16 protein-coding genes and 1 tRNA gene are annotated in these 16,787 nt (G+C 43.5%); 9 read left to right on the top strand and 8 right to left on the bottom strand.

Annotation, left to right across the window (positions count from 1 at the left end; all coding sequences use genetic code 11):
* Positions 1-8: 8 nt before the first annotated feature.
* On the bottom strand, positions 9-1,811 hold the full coding sequence (msbA, locus tag GQ367_RS01945; RefSeq protein ID WP_215291031.1) for a lipid A export permease/ATP-binding protein MsbA: 1,803 nt from the start codon (positions 1,809-1,811) through the stop codon (positions 9-11).
* A gap of 39 nt (positions 1,812-1,850) precedes the next feature.
* Between msbA and GQ367_RS01940 the strand changes: the two genes are divergently transcribed.
* From GQ367_RS01940 to GQ367_RS01930, 3 genes are read left to right on the top strand one after another with little or no spacing between them, the layout of a single operon-like run.
* Positions 1,851-2,612 carry a glycosyltransferase family 2 protein gene (locus tag GQ367_RS01940; RefSeq protein ID WP_215291030.1) on the top strand — a complete coding sequence of 254 codons (762 nt, stop codon included), beginning with the start codon at positions 1,851-1,853 and terminating at the stop codon, positions 2,610-2,612.
* Positions 2,609-3,394, top strand: coding sequence for a glycosyltransferase family 2 protein (locus GQ367_RS01935; RefSeq protein WP_215291028.1), 786 nt, complete (start codon positions 2,609-2,611; stop codon positions 3,392-3,394). Before GQ367_RS01940 ends, GQ367_RS01935 begins: the two co-directional genes overlap by 4 nt.
* On the top strand, positions 3,395-4,498 hold the full coding sequence (locus GQ367_RS01930; RefSeq protein WP_215291026.1) for a glycosyltransferase family 9 protein: 1,104 nt from the start codon (positions 3,395-3,397) through the stop codon (positions 4,496-4,498).
* Positions 4,499-4,529: 31 nt separating this feature from the next.
* Here GQ367_RS01930 and dnaE read toward each other — a convergent pair whose 3' ends face one another.
* Together dnaE and GQ367_RS01920 are read right to left on the bottom strand one after the other, a co-directional pair.
* The gene (gene dnaE, locus GQ367_RS01925) at positions 4,530-8,036 is read right to left on the bottom strand and encodes a DNA polymerase III subunit alpha (RefSeq protein ID WP_215291024.1); all 3,507 of its coding nucleotides are present in this window, start codon (positions 8,034-8,036) and stop codon (positions 4,530-4,532) included.
* A gap of 56 nt (positions 8,037-8,092) precedes the next feature.
* Complete coding sequence (locus GQ367_RS01920) at positions 8,093-8,776, bottom strand: FkbM family methyltransferase (RefSeq protein ID WP_215291022.1); 684 nt, start codon at positions 8,774-8,776, stop codon at positions 8,093-8,095.
* Positions 8,777-8,911: 135 nt separating this feature from the next.
* Here GQ367_RS01920 and gluQRS point away from each other — a divergent pair, with 135 nt between their 5' ends.
* Entirely contained in the window at positions 8,912-9,826 is a 915-nt protein-coding gene (gene gluQRS, locus GQ367_RS01915) for a tRNA glutamyl-Q(34) synthetase GluQRS (protein WP_215291020.1), read from the top strand.
* Between the two features lie 49 nt (positions 9,827-9,875).
* On the opposite strand, the gene GQ367_RS01910 is transcribed toward gluQRS, so the two are convergent.
* Both GQ367_RS01910 and GQ367_RS01905 read right to left on the bottom strand, forming a co-directional pair.
* Positions 9,876-11,249, bottom strand: coding sequence for a DEAD/DEAH box helicase (locus GQ367_RS01910; RefSeq protein WP_215291018.1), 1,374 nt, complete (start codon positions 11,247-11,249; stop codon positions 9,876-9,878).
* A 69-nt stretch (positions 11,250-11,318) separates the two neighbouring features.
* The gene (locus GQ367_RS01905) at positions 11,319-11,726 is read right to left on the bottom strand and encodes a heme-binding protein (RefSeq protein WP_215291016.1); all 408 of its coding nucleotides are present in this window, start codon (positions 11,724-11,726) and stop codon (positions 11,319-11,321) included.
* A gap of 196 nt (positions 11,727-11,922) precedes the next feature.
* On the opposite strand from GQ367_RS01905, the gene GQ367_RS01900 reads away from it, so the two are divergent.
* On the top strand, positions 11,923-12,261 hold the full coding sequence (locus GQ367_RS01900; protein WP_251370185.1) for a helix-turn-helix transcriptional regulator: 339 nt from the start codon (positions 11,923-11,925) through the stop codon (positions 12,259-12,261).
* A 10-nt stretch (positions 12,262-12,271) separates the two neighbouring features.
* Complete coding sequence (locus tag GQ367_RS01895) at positions 12,272-12,460, top strand: DUF2892 domain-containing protein (RefSeq protein WP_215291014.1); 189 nt, start codon at positions 12,272-12,274, stop codon at positions 12,458-12,460.
* 38 nt (positions 12,461-12,498) lie between these two features.
* Here GQ367_RS01895 and GQ367_RS01890 read toward each other — a convergent pair whose 3' ends face one another.
* The 3 genes from GQ367_RS01890 to queG are packed head-to-tail and all read right to left on the bottom strand — an operon-like array spanning position 12,499 to position 14,742.
* Entirely contained in the window at positions 12,499-12,870 is a 372-nt protein-coding gene (locus GQ367_RS01890) for an AzlD domain-containing protein (protein WP_251370184.1), read from the bottom strand.
* The gene (locus GQ367_RS01885; protein WP_215291012.1) at positions 12,863-13,570 is read right to left on the bottom strand and encodes an AzlC family ABC transporter permease; all 708 of its coding nucleotides are present in this window, start codon (positions 13,568-13,570) and stop codon (positions 12,863-12,865) included. The genes GQ367_RS01890 and GQ367_RS01885 overlap by 8 nt, the downstream gene beginning before the upstream one ends.
* 41 nt (positions 13,571-13,611) lie before the next feature.
* Complete coding sequence (queG, locus tag GQ367_RS01880; RefSeq protein WP_251370183.1) at positions 13,612-14,742, bottom strand: tRNA epoxyqueuosine(34) reductase QueG; 1,131 nt, start codon at positions 14,740-14,742, stop codon at positions 13,612-13,614.
* Between the two features lie 33 nt (positions 14,743-14,775).
* Between queG and tsaE the strand changes: the two genes are divergently transcribed.
* The 3 genes from tsaE to GQ367_RS01865 all read left to right on the top strand — a co-directional run bounded on the left by tsaE (position 14,776) and on the right by GQ367_RS01865 (position 16,784).
* Entirely contained in the window at positions 14,776-15,330 is a 555-nt protein-coding gene (tsaE, locus tag GQ367_RS01875) for a tRNA (adenosine(37)-N6)-threonylcarbamoyltransferase complex ATPase subunit type 1 TsaE (protein WP_215291008.1), read from the top strand.
* Entirely contained in the window at positions 15,330-16,664 is a 1,335-nt protein-coding gene (locus GQ367_RS01870; RefSeq protein WP_215291000.1) for an N-acetylmuramoyl-L-alanine amidase, read from the top strand. The genes tsaE and GQ367_RS01870 overlap by 1 nt, the downstream gene beginning before the upstream one ends.
* Before the next feature lie 44 nt (positions 16,665-16,708).
* Positions 16,709-16,784 (top strand) — tRNA-Lys (locus GQ367_RS01865).
* Positions 16,785-16,787: the final 3 nt, after the last annotated feature.

Genomic DNA, 16,787 nt, shown 5'->3' with positions numbered 1-16,787 from the left:
AATTAGATTTAAGCGTGCGAGAACTGTAAGCGGTGCAAGCTGGCATACAGACCATTTTGAGCAATCAACTCAGCGTGCGATCCATTCTCAACAATTCTTCCATGATCTAAGACCACAATGCGATCGGCATTTTCTATCGTCGATAGACGGTGGGCAATGACCAAGGTGGTTTTACCTTCCATGAGCTTCTCAAGAGCCTCTTGAACTTGACGCTCTGATTCAGAATCCAAAGCAGAAGTGGCCTCGTCCAAAATCAAAATAGGCGCGTCTTTATAAATAGCCCTGGCAATCGCCAAACGCTGTCTCTGACCACCGGATAATCGATTACCGTTATCCCCAACTTCAGAATCAATACCTTCAGGTAACTCTCTGATTAACTCAGTTAAGTTTGCAGCCTGCAGTGCCTCATGAACTCTGCCGCGATCAATCTCTTCATGGCTTGCAGCACCATACGCCACGTTGGCCGCAATGGTGTCATTGAATAAAACCACGTCCTGACTCACAAAAGCCATTTGACGACGCAGATCCTTCAAATCAATGTCCTGAATATTTAATCCGTCTAAATGAATGGCACCATTGGTTGGATTAAAAAAGCGTGGCAATAAATTTACTAAAGTAGATTTGCCGCTGCCGGATGGTCCTACAAAAGCCACCACCTCGCCGGCCGGAATCTTTAAATCAATCTCTTTTAGCACTTCTTTGATAGCCTGCTCATCATCAGAGCCCAAAGCCCTCACACCAGAGTAGCCAAAGTCAACTTTTTTGAACTCAAGCTCACCACGGGCTTTTGCCAACTTAACTGCATCACCCCTGCGTACCGAATCTTCTTCAATTGGCTGATCCATCAATTTAAAAATCATGTCTGCCGCAGCAATGCCTCGCTGCAAAGGTTGATTGATATCAGCCAAATGCTTCAAAGGAGAAATGATCAAAATTAAAGCTGTGACAAAAGCCACAAAACCACCCACAGTGACTTCTGCCATGGATGATTGGAACAAAGCCACCAACAACACGCCTGATAAAGCAATCGAGGCCACAAATTGAGTCATGGGTTGATTCAGACCACCGGCCACAGCTATCTTCATCGAATAACGTCTAAGCTTGTTAGCGATCAGCGCAAAACGCTGTTTTTCATAAGCCTGGCCGCCGTGCAACTTCACAACCTTATAGCCACCAACACTCTCTTCAACAACATAGGAGAGTTCATTGGTCATATCTTGACTGACTTTGTGCAATTTACGCAGACGCGTATTGATCAACTTCACCATAAAACCAATGATTGGGAAGATGATCAAAATTAAAAGTGTTAAGCGCCAGTTGAGGTAGAACAAATAAGCCATCAGACCGATGACAGTCAAACTGTCTCTGACCAAGTTCATCGCGATGCTGGTGATCACTTGAAGAACTGCATTGACCTCGAATACCACCGCATTGATGAGCGATGCTGCTGAGCGATTTTGGAATAAATCAGCAGGGGCCTGTAACAAGCGATTGAACATTTGTTCACGCAATTTGAACAAAACAGAATTGGTGATGTGGCTTAGGGCGTAATTCGAGCCAAATTGAGCAAAACCTCGAATAAATGCCAAACCTACCAAAAAGGCTGGGACATGCCACAACTTATCATCCAACTTACCACTGAAGCCACGATCCAATAAAGGCTTGAGAAGAGCTGGAATGGCTGTTTCAGTGGCAGCAACAATCGCCAAACCCAGCAATGCCAAAACAACAGCCACCTTATGAGGCAAGGCATACCTTAAAATGCGGGTTAGCGCAGTTTGCGTCTTAATTTCAATGCTATTTGAATCCATAACCTCAATCGTAACCTACACCGGTGCTAACATCGCTCTATGAGCCTATCAATCATCTTAATTACTAAAAATGAAGAAGCCAATCTCAAGGACTGTCTTGAGAGTGTTTCTTTTGCAGATGAGATTATCGTTGTAGACAGTCAAAGTAGCGATAAAACTCAAGAAATTGCTCGATCTTTCGGTGCAAAGCTTGAAATTACCTCCGATTGGCCTGGATTTGGCCCACAAAAGAATCGCGCCCTCAATTTGGCCACACAAGATTGGGTTTTATCGATCGATGCGGATGAAAGGGTCACCCCTGAACTAAAGCAAGAGATTTTGGCCACCATGGCATCAGCCAATGCCGCAGATTGTTATGCCATTCCGCGCTCTTCTTGGTACTGCGGCCGCTTCATGAAGCACTCAGGCTGGTACCCAGATTACGTTGATCGCTTATTCAAACGAGGCACTGCAAAATTTTCTGATCACTTGGTTCATGAACGTCTGCTTCCCACTGGATCGAGTGGAAAACTAAAAAACCACTTTTTACATTACAGTTTTAGAGATTTTTCGCAAGTCTTAAGAAAGATTGACGCCTATTCAAGCGCTTCAGCCGAGCAAGCATTTAAAAAAGGTAAAAGATCATCAGTTTGCAAAGCTTTTTGGCATGCCGTGTGGGCATTCATCAGAACCTATTTTTTACGCTTAGGTTTTTTGGATGGCCCTCAAGGTCTTGCTTTAGCAATATCGAATGCTGAAGGAAGCTATTACAAATACGTCAAAATATGGCTTATTGAAGAGCACGATAAAAATAACAAATGAAAATCAGTGTAATTATTGCCACCTACAACAGGCCGGATGCGCTTGACGTAGTTTTACAGTCTCTTGAGTATCAAACAGACAATGATTTTGAAATAATTATTGCCGATGATGGCTCTGATGATGAAACAAGATCTCTTATCGAAAGACATATTAAAAATACAAAGAATTTAATCAAGCATGTTTGGCATGAAGATCTTGGTTTTAGATTATCAAAAATTAGAAATCTAGCAATGCAGTCCGCAACGGGAAGTTATCTTATTTTTCTAGATGGGGATTGTGCCGTTCAGCCAGATTTTATAGAAAGCCATCGACGATTATCTGAAAAACGTTTTATTGTCACTGGCAGCAGAATTTTATTAGAGAAAGAAATTACAGAAAAAATTTGCAGTGACAGATCTTTTAATTTTTCGGAATTTAAAAAAAATTCCTTTGAATATCTAATCAAGAAGCAAATTAACAAATTTTTACCATTATTTATTAAGCTTCCAGATCACCCCCTCAGAAAATATAAAAAATTTCAATGGCGTCGAATTAAAGGATGTAACTTAGGATGTTGGAAATCAGATGCTATTGATATAAATGGCTTTGATGAAGCGCTCGTTGGCTGGGGTCATGAGGACGCCGATTTTGTTTTTAGGATGTATCAAAATGGCATCAATAGAAAATCAGGCGCCTGGGGTACCGAGGTGTTGCATCTATGGCACAAAATGGCTAACAAGGAAAATGCAGATAAAAATGCAGCCATTGTTCGAGCCAAAATTCTGGCAAAAGGGAATTCTTAATTGAGTCAAAAACACATTAAAAAAATCCTGATCATTGCCACACGCCAAATTGGCGATACGCTGATAACTACCCCACTCATTTCAGCCGCCAAAAGAATTTGGCCAGATGCTCAAATCGACTTCTTTGGCTATGAAAATAGTTTGTCGATGCTCAGCGGCAACACGGATATTCATCAACTGATCGGAACCAGACCCAAACTATCATTTATTGATTATCTCAAGCAGTTCTTTCAATTATTTAAACGATATGACTTAGCCGTCATCACCCAGCCCAGTGACAGAGCTTATATCTATGGATTGATTGCTGCAAAACACCGCGTGGGTGTAATTCCAGTTGAACCCAAATTAAATTGGTGGAAAAAGAAGATATCAATTCACAACATTGAAGTTAACTATTTCCACCAGCACGTGATCACAGAAAAACTTCGACTTTTAGAGCCATTCGTCAGCGAGAGTGACTTATTTGGCCACCCAATATCAGTGAGACCACCTAAACCCGTAGATTTACCGTCTGAAATTCAATCGAAATTATCAAAATCATTCGTGGTCATTCACCCAACACCTTTGACAGCTTATAAACGCTGGCCACTGGCTAACTGGGTGGAGCTAATTAAATCCCTATCCGAAAATCATCAAATTGTTTTAAGTGGAGCGCCAATTGCTCAAGATAGAGAACTAAATCAAGCAATCATTGATTTATTGAGTGACTCTGCAAAAAAGAGTATTTTGAATCTTGATGGTCGCTTAAAGTTAGATCAATTAGGCACATTGTTGCGCCAAGCCAAGCTTTATATTGGAGTTGATACATCAGTCACTCATCTAGCAGCAGCCTGTAACACCCCTACGATTACTCTGTTTGGCGCGACACCACCCACAAATTTTGGGCCATGGCCAAATGGATTTGTTGGTAAGCAACCATATGTATTAAAAGCCAGCACTCAAAAGGTTGGCAATGTCACCATACTCCAAGGTCCTGGAGATTGCGTGCCGTGCAGAAAAGCTGGTTGTGAAGATAAGCCTGACAGCAGAAGTGATTGCTTGATCAATTTACCCGTTAAATCAGTTCTTGAAGCTGTGAGCGCTTACGGTATTACTTTTAAATAATAACTTAAATACGCCTGATAGGCGTACCTTATCAAGCGTACTTAACTTCGACCATCCCTTGCCCGCCTGACTTATTCAAAGCCACACTCAAGTTTCTGATACTTTCATCATCAGGATAGATCTTCCAAGTATCAGGGAACTGAACTAAACAGGCAGTTCCATTTGAAATGACATCTGCGGTCATCATCAAGCCTTGTTGATTTTTGCCTGCAAAGGCACTGACCTGCTGCTTGAATCTAGGAAGATCAATGCCCTGCTGAAGCTGTACATGCAAACTTCTGGCAAACTTTAAACGTGCCGTCGTCACATCCATGATTGATTCAGCAACAACCCTCATGCCCCCTGAAAATTTATCAGGCGTGACACCGACCTTAGCGATGATCAATTCATCTTCTTTCAACCAATGTCTATTGGGTTCAAATAGCTCGCTGTAAATGGTCATCTCTATTTGAGCTGAACCATCATCAATCGTTGCAATCATTAATTTACCGCGTGGGCCCATCATGCTTCTGGTGGAAGTCATGATGCCTGCAATCAAGCGATCCTTGCCTTCGGTCAATTGATTTAACTTGGTTCTCACAAAATGACTGACCTCTTCACGATAAGCATCAAACAAATGGCCAGTTAAATACAAACCTAAAGCAGCTTTTTCTTCTTGTAAGCGACGCTTCTCAAACCAAGCATCTTCCTTGATCAACTCTGGCTTATGCTCATCTGAAGAACCCGCCATGTCAAATAAGCTCACTTGCTGTGCAGAGGCATCTGCTTGATCAGCAGCTTCCATCGCTCTTGGCAAAGAAGCCAAGAGTGTTGCTCGAGAGTCAAAACCGCCATACAAAGAATCAAACGCTCCAGCACGAATCAAAGCTTCCATCGTGCGACGGTTGACCACGCGACGATCTAATCTAGAGCAAAAATCAAACAGGTCTTTGAAAGGACCCTCTGCTCTTGCCTGAACGATTTGTTCAATTGCACCTTCGCCAGAACCTCTGATAGCACCCAAGCCATAACGGATCATGGTGGCTGCCTGCTCTTTATTTTGAGGATCTTCACGCAATGGCATGAAGCGATAAACACTGGTGTTCACATCTGGAGGAAGTATCTTGATCTTATTGGCCAAGGCATCTTCGTAAAGTATTTTTACTTTATCGGTGTCATCCATCGCCAATGACATGTTGGCTGCAATAAATTCAGCTGGGTAATGTGCCTTTAACCAAGCCGTGTGATAAGCCAACAATGCATAGGCTGCGGCATGTGATTTATTAAAACCGTAGCCCGCAAACTTTTCCATCAAGTCAAAAGTTTCATCAGCCTTATCAGCCTTCAGTCCACTTTTGCCAGCACCATCTCTGAATAATTGACGATGCTCAGCCATCTCTTCAGGCTTTTTCTTACCCATGGCACGACGCAATAAGTCAGCGCCACCCAGTGAATAACCGCCAATGATCTGCGCCATCTGCATCACCTGCTCTTGATAAACCATGATGCCGTAGGTTTCTCTTAGAACCGGTTCAACACGTGGGTCTGGGTAATGCACTTGTTCTTTGCCGTGTTTACGCGCAATAAACGATGGGATCAAATCCATCGGACCTGGACGATACAAAGCCACCAAGGCAATGATGTCCTCAAAGCGGTCAGGCTTTGCCTCACGCAACATGCCTTGCATGCCACGGCTTTCTAACTGGAACACTGCGACCGTATTGGCATTTTTTAAAATTTCAAATGCAGCAGGATCATCGAGTGGCACTTGACCAACACGCCAATCTTTCTTCTCTGGGTATAGCTGATGAATATATCTTTCAGCCCAATCCAAGATCGTGAGTGTGGTGAGTCCCAAGAAGTCAAACTTGACCAAGCCGACCGCTTCAACATCATCCTTGTCAAACTGACTGACCACACCAGAATCTGAACCTTCTTTGCCATCTTTACTGCCTTGGGTATACAAAGGACAAAAATCTGTGAGCTTGCCTGGAGCAATCAATACGCCACCAGCATGCATACCAACGTTTCGGGTCATGCCCTCTAACTGTTGAGCCAAACCCAATAATTGTTTAACTTCTTCCTCTCGAGACTCGCGTTCAGCCAAAAGCTTTTCTTCTTTTTTGGCTTGCTCAATCGTGACTTGCTGACCTGGTTTATTAGGAATCAGTTTAGAGATGCCATCTACAAATCCGTATGGTTGCTCTAGAACACGTCCCACATCTCGTATCGCCGCACGCGCTGCCATCGTGCCAAATGTGGCAATTTGGCTGACCGCATCTTTGCCATATTTTTCTTTTACATAGGCAATCACGCGATCACGACCGTGCTGACAGAAGTCAATATCAAAGTCAGGCATGGAGACGCGCTCAGGATTTAAGAATCGCTCAAAGAGCAAGTTGTATCTCAATGGATCTAGATCGGTAATCCCTAAGGAGTAAGCTACTAGAGAGCCCGCCCCAGAGCCTCGACCAGGGCCCACTGGCACACCATTATTTTTTGCCCAGTTAATAAAATCAGCAACGATCAAAAAGTAACCTGGGAAACCCATTTGAGAAATGGTTCTTGCCTCAAACTTTAAACGTACCTCATAACTGGGTCGCTGCTTTTCTCTTTCAGCCTCATCAGGATACAAATGCAATAAATGCTTGGATAAGCCATCCATGGCTTTTTCCATTAAATAATCATCCAATGTCATTCCCGCAGGCACTGGAAAATCTGGCAACTGAGGCTTGCCCAAGGTCAATGACAAATTACAACGCTTGGCAATTTCTACACTGTTGGTGATCGCTGCTGGCAAATCTGCAAAAAGTTTTTGCATCTCTTCCTGCGTTTTAAAGTACTGCTCAGAAGTGAATTTTTTTGCGCGCTTAGGATTACCGAGCACTTCTCCTTCAGCAATACACACGCGCGCCTCATGCGCCCTGAAGTCAGAAGGCTTCATGAACTGAATCGAATGCGTTGCCACTACTGGTAATTGAAGTTCATTCGCCAAATGAACAGCTTCATGAAGATGCGCCTCATCTTGAGGATGACCGGCGCGCTGAACTTCAATATAAAAAGAATCTTTAAAGTAATTTGCCCACTTCTTAGCGCAAGCAGCAGCTTCATCATGTTGAGCTGCTAATAAATGCTGTCCAACATCGCCCAACCTTGCACCTGATAATGCAATCAAACCTTCGGCATGCTGTTTGAACCAAGTTTCATCAATTTCAGATCTACCTTTGAATTGATTGGTCAGTGATGCCTTGGTTAATAGCTCGCATAAATTCAAATAACCCTGATGACTTTTTACCAACAACTGCAATCTGAATGGTTTATCTCTATCTTCGGCATTGGTGATCCAAACATCACTACCAATAATAGGTTTAATACCCTCTTTGCGTGCGGCTTGATAGAATTTAACCAAACCAAACACATTGCTCAAATCGGTCAGAGCCAATGCACCCATTTGATCTTTAACCACGGCAGCAATGGCATCATCTATGCGCACAGCCCCATCCACAATCGAATATTCGGAGTGAAGACGCAAATGAACAAAGTTAGTGGTAGGCGACATTAGGTAACTAGAAACTCAAAGATACTTTCAAAAAAATAAAATCAATGCGGGTAATCCTAAATACACAACTTAGGATCTTTTTTATAGATAGTTGAAAGACCAGACCAAGCACATAACTTGTAATTTTTCTGGACGATATATTGATGTGTTTCACTAGCAACTATCTTATCAATGCCCCCACGTGAATCCCAGTTTTCTATACAAATTAGAGCCGGCTGGTATTCATCAAAATTGAGACTTTTTAAAACTTTAAAATCAACCCCCTCAACATCAATATTCAAAAATGAAAAACACTTAGGAATCTGATTTTCCTTAAGAATTTCATTTAATGTTTTAGTTTCAATTTGGCCAATCTTTTTATAAGTACTTGTGTCAGAAATACACTCTGGCGCAATTGTGGTGTTGGTAGAAAAAGATTTTTGACTGTATATATCAACTAACTCCTTAATATCACTGACTGCAGCAAGGATGCTTTTATCGCGAGGTCGAGCCAATTTACAAGCCAATATCTTTTCGTACTCCAAATCAATTAACAAGCCTCTCCATCCTTTTTTGTAAAGCAAAAAAGTATTCGACCCTCTGCGAGGATTATTGCAACCAACATCAACATAAATTGGTTCAGATTGCTGATCTTTTAATTCGAATTGAATAATTAAATCTTCAGCAAATTGGGAATAAGAAGTTTTAGCTTTTGCGGGAGAAAGAACAGCCTTTCGAAAAGCCGAAATAAATGTTTTCATTGTGTTTGTATTGTGTAAGATGGTTCAATGATACATCCAAAACATACCTGCACTACTTAGTAAAATTAACTCATTTAACTTAAAAAAGAATACATTTCACCAGCTTTATCTAAGTAGGCATCGTCTACAAAATTTATGAGCTTAAAATCCCAATATTGCGGTCGCTTCGCACCCTCACCCACAGGAGCTCTCCACGCCGGGTCGCTCGCAACAGCCCTAGGCAGTTGGCTTGACGCCCGAGCACATCAAGGAAAGTGGCTTTTAAGGATCGAGGACCTTGATTTACCAAGGTGCGTTCCAGGCGCCGACAAAATCATCATTCAACAACTGCTCAATTGCGGTTTGCATTGGGATGAAGAGATTGAATATCAATCAAAACGAAGCCATTTCTACGAATCAGCATTGAATCAATTGTTGCAAGAAAAAAAGGCTTATGGCTGTCGATGCACGCGCAAACAAATCGAAGATCAATTACTGCGTTTGGGTAAAAGGAAAGATCGGCATGGTGAATTGGTCTACCCAGGAAGCTGCCGCAATTTAAAAGAGGTCGCTGAACCATGCGCTTGGCGTTTATTGGTCACAGACCCTGAGATTGAATCATCCGTGGGTGATTTTGTCTTAAGGCGCTCAGACAGAGTATTCACCTATCAACTGGCGGTGGTTGTGGATGACTACCTCCAAGGAATCACACACGTGGTCAGAGGTGAAGATTTATTGGACAACACCGCAAGGCAAATTTATTTACAAAAACAACTGGGCTACCCTCAACCCCATTACCTTCACCTGCCCTTGGTGCGAGATGACAACCATGAGAAGCTCAGCAAACAAACCAATGCAACTGCGATTGCTTGCAATACCCCTGGTGAAGCATTAGAAGCCCTTCAAGCTGCTGCGCGACATTTGGGATTAGATGAGCCTGAACTTTTTAAACAGGGCTCTGATAGCTCTCAATTTAGCGATTCAACAATCAATGAATCAATGATCAACGAATCAATGATCAAACAGTGGTTAGAAACCGCTGTTGAGCATTACAGAAAAACCTGCTTGTAAATTTAAATGTGGCTTTAATTGCAGCTTTCACTGCAGCTTTAACCACAGCTTATTTTTTAAAACCGCCCAATAGAGCAGCTCTTGGCTTACCGCCAGGCTGAATAGATGGCTTGCTAGTTGCCGGAGAGGCAGTTTGAGTTGTCGCCTGAGCACTTGTTTCAGCTTGACCAGGTGTTGATTGTTTTTCGTCTTTTGCAGCGGATGCTTGATAAGGCATATAGAAGAATGGATCTCCAGCCGGACCATTGGCAGGATCTGGTACTGGTAAACGTAAAAGCTTGCGATTCATTAACTTCTCAATATCAGCTAATAGTCTTTCTTCAGAAGCATCGACCAATGCAATCGCATCACCCTGAGCACCTGCGCGACCAGTACGACCGATGCGATGCACGTAATCCTCAGCATTGAATGGCAACTCATGATTGATCACACAAGGCATGTCTGCAATATCAAGGCCTCGTGCTGCCACATCAGTAGCAACCAAAACATCCATCGTGCCTTTTTTGAAAGACTCTAAGATTTGCATGCGTTCAATCTGACTCTTGTCACCATGAATCGCGCCAGCTTTGATACCGCTGCGCTCTAAAGCACTGGCCAATTTGCCGCAACCAATACGACTATTGGTGAACACGATGGCCTGACGAGTCAAACCTTGCTGAATACGGGCTTTTAAAACTTTGATGACCGCATCTTTCTTTTGCTCAGATGGCACCATGTGTATCACTTGGCGAACCGTATCTGCAGCAGCATTTTGTCTTGCGACCTCAATGGTCACTGGATCACGCAAATAGCTTTGCGCTAATTTTTTAATCTCTGGTGAAAAAGTGGCCGAGAACAAAAGTGTCTGACGTTTTGCAGGGATCAAACCAATGATGCGCTGAAGATCTGGCAAGAAGCCCATATCCAACATGCGGTCTGCTTCATCCAAAATCAAAATTTGAACTTGAGATAGATTCGCAGTTTTTTGACCAATGTGATCTAGTAAACGACCTGGTGTTGCAATCAACAGCTCAACACCAGAGCGCAATAAACTTGTTTGAGCAGACATATCAACACCACCAAACACAACGGCTGTTCTGATGTCTGTGTACTTGGCGTATTTAAATGCGTTATCAGCCACCTGATCTGCCAACTCACGGGTTGGGGTTAAAACCAAAGCGCGTATCGGGTGTCTAGCAGGAGATGCACTGCTGCTGGCTAAAGGCAAAATGTTTTGCAAAATCGGCAAAACAAATGCGGCAGTTTTGCCTGTGCCAGTTTGCGCAGCACCCATCACATCTTGACCTTTCAAGACATGGGGCATCGCTTGCGCTTGAATCGGCGTGGGCGTTGTATAGCCCTGCTCTAAAACAGCGCGCAGGATTGGTTCGGAAAATCCGAAATCGGTAAAACTTGGGGGGGTATTGGTTTGTTCTGTACTCACAGGGCTCTATTATGAGGCCTGTGAGTATTTAGCACTGATTTATTACTTAACTGCTTGACTAATCGCTTCTTAAAGAGCTGAGATACCAGCCTTAGCGATTTCAGCGTCTTCATTTGACTTAACGCCTGAAACACCAACAGCACCAATCGTTTGACCATCGACCACGATGTTCACACCACCCTCAAGCGTTCCTTGAAGAACTGCTGTGGCATTTAAAAATGAATAACGACCACCATTGATCACATCTTCATAGATTTTGCTCTCACGACGTCCTAAAGCTGATGCACGGCCTTTTTCTTGAGCAATATAAGCAGACACAGGTGGGCAGTTGTCACGGCGTGTGAAGCCCAATAAATGGCCGCCATCGTCTACCACTGCGATTGATACTGCCCAATTATTTTTCTCAGCATGAGCATTGGCCGCGGCCAATATTTTTTGTACATCTGATTGATTTAAATAAGCTTTTTGACTTGGCATGGTGCTCTCCTATGAAAATTTATGTTTTTTAAGACTTTGTACGATACCTTAAATTGGTCTTTTAGTCCGCCAATAGCTGTCTCTTTTAACCAAGAACCCTTGAAGAACAGCGACAAAGATAGTCTTTTATTAATCTGAATGAATAGTTAATATTAATATATAATGTAAATAATTAATTAATCAATTGGTGAACTTGATGGACGCAAAAGAAAAACTATCAACAAACGAAAGTATGCAGTTTGACATTGCTGCCATGAGAGAGAACGCCGACAAAGCCTGTCGCATGATGAAAACATTGGCCAATCGTGATCGCTTGATGTTGTTATGCCAGTTAAGCCAAGGTGAAAAACGCGTTGGCGAATTAGAAGAAGTCACCAATATTCAACAGCCCACTTTGTCACAACAACTGGCCGTGCTTCGTGAAGAAGGTGTTGTATCAACACGCCGAGATGGCAAACACATTTATTACACAATTTCGAGCCCCATCGCGATGTCTGTGATGGAATTGTTGTACGCCAGCTACTGTGGCAAATAAGGAGAAGTTTATGCAATGCAACGTCGGCGGAATTGACCGCACTTTACGCATCGTGATTGGAGCACTTTTGGTTGTTTTGGCAATCATTGGTGTGATTGGTAATTGGGGTTGGATTGGTTTATTGCCAATCGCTACGGGCGTGTTTCGTTTTTGCCCAGCCTACCCATTACTAGGTATTAAAACTTGTAAAAAAGATTAATTTTTATTAATTGATTTAAAGCTCTATGCGGTTGGTGATCAACCCAAAAAGTTCATCACCAATCCGTACAACACCAAACTAAAAGTTCCCACCAGCAATGCTGGAATCATGCGCTCACCTGGTTTTGAATACATGATGATGAGCGCCACAATGCTCACCGCCAAACGAATATAAATTGGCACAGTGCCAAGCAAACCCACCGGCAACAAAATAATACGGAGGGTTAATGCTGCCACCATCGCATAAGTGACTGCTGATAACCATTTGAACAATTCACTGTCTTGGCTTATTTTTCCAGAGAAATAAACACCCAAACCACGCCAAAAATAAGTTCCGATACAAGCCGCTATCAAAGCAGCCCACATACCGGCATCATTGAACATGGTGCTTAGTTCTGACGGCTCAAGCATGTTGTTTATTCCTAAAGTGTTTATCAATCATGTAGGCAATCGTGCCACCCACAATTCCAGCGATCAATAAGGAGTAATCAGGGAACCATAAATATGAGAGTAAGCCAATTGGGGCACCCAATAAAATTGCGATGCGATTGCCTCTTGGCTTTACTTCAGTGAAGGTCAATAAGAAAAAGAGTGGATTAATGAACACCAAACCCAAATTGATATAACTTGGTACTTGTCCTGCGACCATGTAACCCAACACGGTTGCTGGCGTTGATACAGCCCAACATACAAAAGCAAATCCCGTGAAATAAGAAAGACGATCCTCTGCTTTCATTTTTGGAAAATCTCTCATGGACACAGCCCATGCCGTCATCGCCACAAAATGGACCACCAAGTAATAGAAAGAACTGCGCTGCTTTTCAGGGAATTGTGGAAAGAGCGTTAAACACATCGTGAAGAATCTCGTGGCCGTGAGTGTCACAGCAATCGCAATCGTGACACCCGAGGCACTCAAGACGAGCAACTCGACGAGCACCACCTGACCAGGGAGTGCGAACATAAAAAAGCTGGTGGCGCTGGTTAGCCAAATATCTAGGCCATTGGCCTGCCCCATCGCACCAAAACCCAACATCCCTGCAAACAAAATAGCAGCAGGGGCTCCAAATGCGTCTTTGGCGCCCTTTAAAACGATGTCTCTATTCAAACTCATGGGATGCAGTTTATTGGTTTTTTAATTTTTAGTTATTGGATCTATTTTGATACTTTACTTGCCTGGATCAAAGCCCACTCAATGTGCTCTTTCAGCATGTCACTGGCATTGGGTAACACTTGCTTTAAACCACCAATGATTTTTTCTCTGGCACCGTCATCAAGGCTTGATGATCTGAGGGCATTGCCCATGCCCACGGCAAGATTGCGTCGCCAAGACTCATACCCAATCCTGCGGATTGGACTGCCTTCGTGCTTAGACATAAAGTCTTCCTCTGACCATGACCATAAATCCAATAAGTCAGCATGCTCTAAACCATGCCTTGGTAAAAAATCAGGCACTGAACTTAGTTGAGCAAATTTATTCCAAGGACAAACCAACTGACAATCATCGCAACCGTAAACTCGGTTACCCATGAGGGGTCTTAGCTCTTCAGGAATAGATCCTTGATGCTCAATCGTCAAATATGAAATACAACGACGCGCATCTAATTGATAAGGGGCTGTGATGGCTTGGGTCGGGCAGATATTGATACAAGCAGAACATTCACCACAATGACTAGTGATAGGTTCATCAACAGGGAATGGCACATCCACGAGGATTTCACCCAAGAAAAACATCGACCCGGCTTCTCGATTGAGCAACAAGGTATGTTTGCCTCGCCAACCCAAACCCGACTTATTCGCCAACTCAACTTCCATGACTGGGCCAGAATCAACAAATACCCGATAACCAAAAGGGCCTATCTTTTTCTCAATCACATCAGCCAAAGATTGCAAGCGCTGGCGCAGGACCTTGTGATAGTCACGACCTCGGGCATACATGGCCACCACCGCCTCGGAAGGCTCATCCCAACGAGTGATTTCTTTATTACGCCAATCAACTGCTTGGCGCATTTCAGAGGTATCAGGCAGGTAATCCATCCGAACCGTCAAAACCCGAACCGTGCCTGGCTGCAATTCTTGAGGATTGAGTCGCAAATGAGCGCGCTCCCTCATATAATTCATGTCACCGTGACGTCCAGCATCCAACCACTCTTTCAATCTTGGTCCTGCCACACTCAAATCTGTGTCAGAAACTCTGATATCGCCAAATCCCAAGTCGATGGCCTCGCGCCGCAACCAAGAAATATCTTGGTTGAAATCATCCTTGGTTGTTTGGGTTTGAGTCACAATTTTTGCTCCATGATGAGATTGTAGGGCCCAATGACAAAAGATACTCATCTGATGATTCCGTCTAGAACTCTTTCTTCTGAGCAAGACACAGAGGCGTTTGCTTTAAAACTTACCCAACAGATTCAACATCTTTTCCAAGCCAAAAGTAATCATTTGAATAAAGCTCTTCATTTTTCTTTAGTGGGTGATCTGGGTGTTGGCAAAACCACACTGACAAGACACATTCTTCGCTCATTAGGTCACATGGGCAAAGTCAAAAGCCCTACCTATGGTTTGTGTGAGCCCTACCAAGTGAAGCTCAATCAAAAAAACACAGAAAATGAAATAGCACAAACAATCCTGCCCTTTCATCATTTTGATTTGTACCGCATGAGTTATGCCAAAGAATGGATGGACGCTGGCTTCAGAGATGTCTTCAGTGCAGCAGGCATTTGCATGGTCGAGTGGCCAGAAAAAGCAGAAGGTACCTTGCCTTTGGCCGACTGGATCATCACTTTATCGACCAATGATGATGAAACCAGATCACTCATGATCAGCAGCCAAACAGACATTGGCGACGAACTGGTCAAAGGATTTCAAGAATAATGAAATTCATTGGTGGCAATCGAGCAAATAGATTGAAACGACGCGAGCTTCTCAAAAGAATTGCTCAAACCAGCGCACTCATCTTTTTAGGCCCTAGTCAAATTGCTTGGGGTGCAAAACTGGTGGCGGTTCGTATCTGGCCAGCGGAAGACTACACGCGCGTGACCCTAGAGTCCGATCAAGTTCTAAAAGTGAGCCACCAACTGCTCACCAACCCGTATCGCCTAGTTGTAGACGTTGAAGGTCTTGAATTAAACAACACCATCAAAGAATTGGTGGCAAAAGTTAATAGCAACGACCCGTACATCGCTCAAGTTCGTGTTGGTCAATTTCAGCCCAAAGTTGTTCGCTTGGTTTTCGACCTCAAAGAAAGCATTCAGCCTCAGTTGTTTACCTTAGATCCAGTGGGCACTTATCAAAATCGCTTGGTCTTTGACTTATACCCAACAGTGGCTCACGATCCTCTGATGGAGCTGGTGCGCCAGAGTGCAAAAAAAGAAGCTGCTTTGGATGCCGACGATCCCATTGGTGCGATTGCCAAAAGAGAATCTCAAAAAGCTGAAACTATCAAACCTAATCAATCTGATAGCAAGCCAGATAGCAAAGCAACTAAGCCAAGTCATCGCAGACTTTTGACCATTGCGATTGACCCTGGGCATGGTGGCGAAGATCCTGGTGCCATCGGCAAGAGAGGCTCTCGAGAAAAAGACATCGTCTTAGCCATCTCACGCAGACTGAAGCAAAAGATTGAAGCAGAGCCTGATATGCGCTCCTACCTAACGCGCGATGGCGATTACTTCGTACCACTGCATGTGCGCGTCAATAAAGCGCGTCGTGTTCAAGCAGATTTATTTGTATCGATTCATGCGGACGCTTTTGTCAAACCTCATGCACGCGGTGCTTCGGTATTTGCTCTTTCACAACAAGGAGCCACCAGCACTGCAGCCAGATGGTTGGCCAATAAAGAAAACAGCGCTGACTTGATTGGTGGCCTTAATATCAAAACTCAAGACAAGCAAGTCGCTCAATTACTGCTTGATATGTCTACAACCGCTCAAATCAAAGACAGCTTGAAGTTAGGTGATGCCGTTCTAAAACAAATTGGTGGCTTTGCAAAACTACATAAACCACAAGTTGAACAAGCCAGCTTTGCTGTTCTCAAGGCACCTGATGTCCCATCGATTTTGATTGAGACTGCATTCATCAGCAACCCTGAAGAAGAGGCTCGCTTAAATGATCATGAGTACCAAGAACAGATTGCCCAAGCCATTCTGAGAGGGGTTCGCAGCTACTTTGCCAAGAACCCACCAGTGGCCAAAAGTAGACAAATCTAGCTCTAATTTAAAAAGTCCGCTATAATCTTTTTTTTCGCAAGATTGGGTCGGTAGCTCAGTCGGTAGAGCAGCGGACTTTTAATCCGTTGGTCGCGAGTTCGAATCTCGCCCGACCCACCAAGC

The organism is Polynucleobacter sp. MWH-CaK5 (assembly GCF_018687615.1).
In the GTDB taxonomy this organism is placed as follows: domain Bacteria; phylum Pseudomonadota; class Gammaproteobacteria; order Burkholderiales; family Burkholderiaceae; genus Polynucleobacter.
This window is presented reverse-complemented; position numbering and strand designations above follow the sequence as displayed.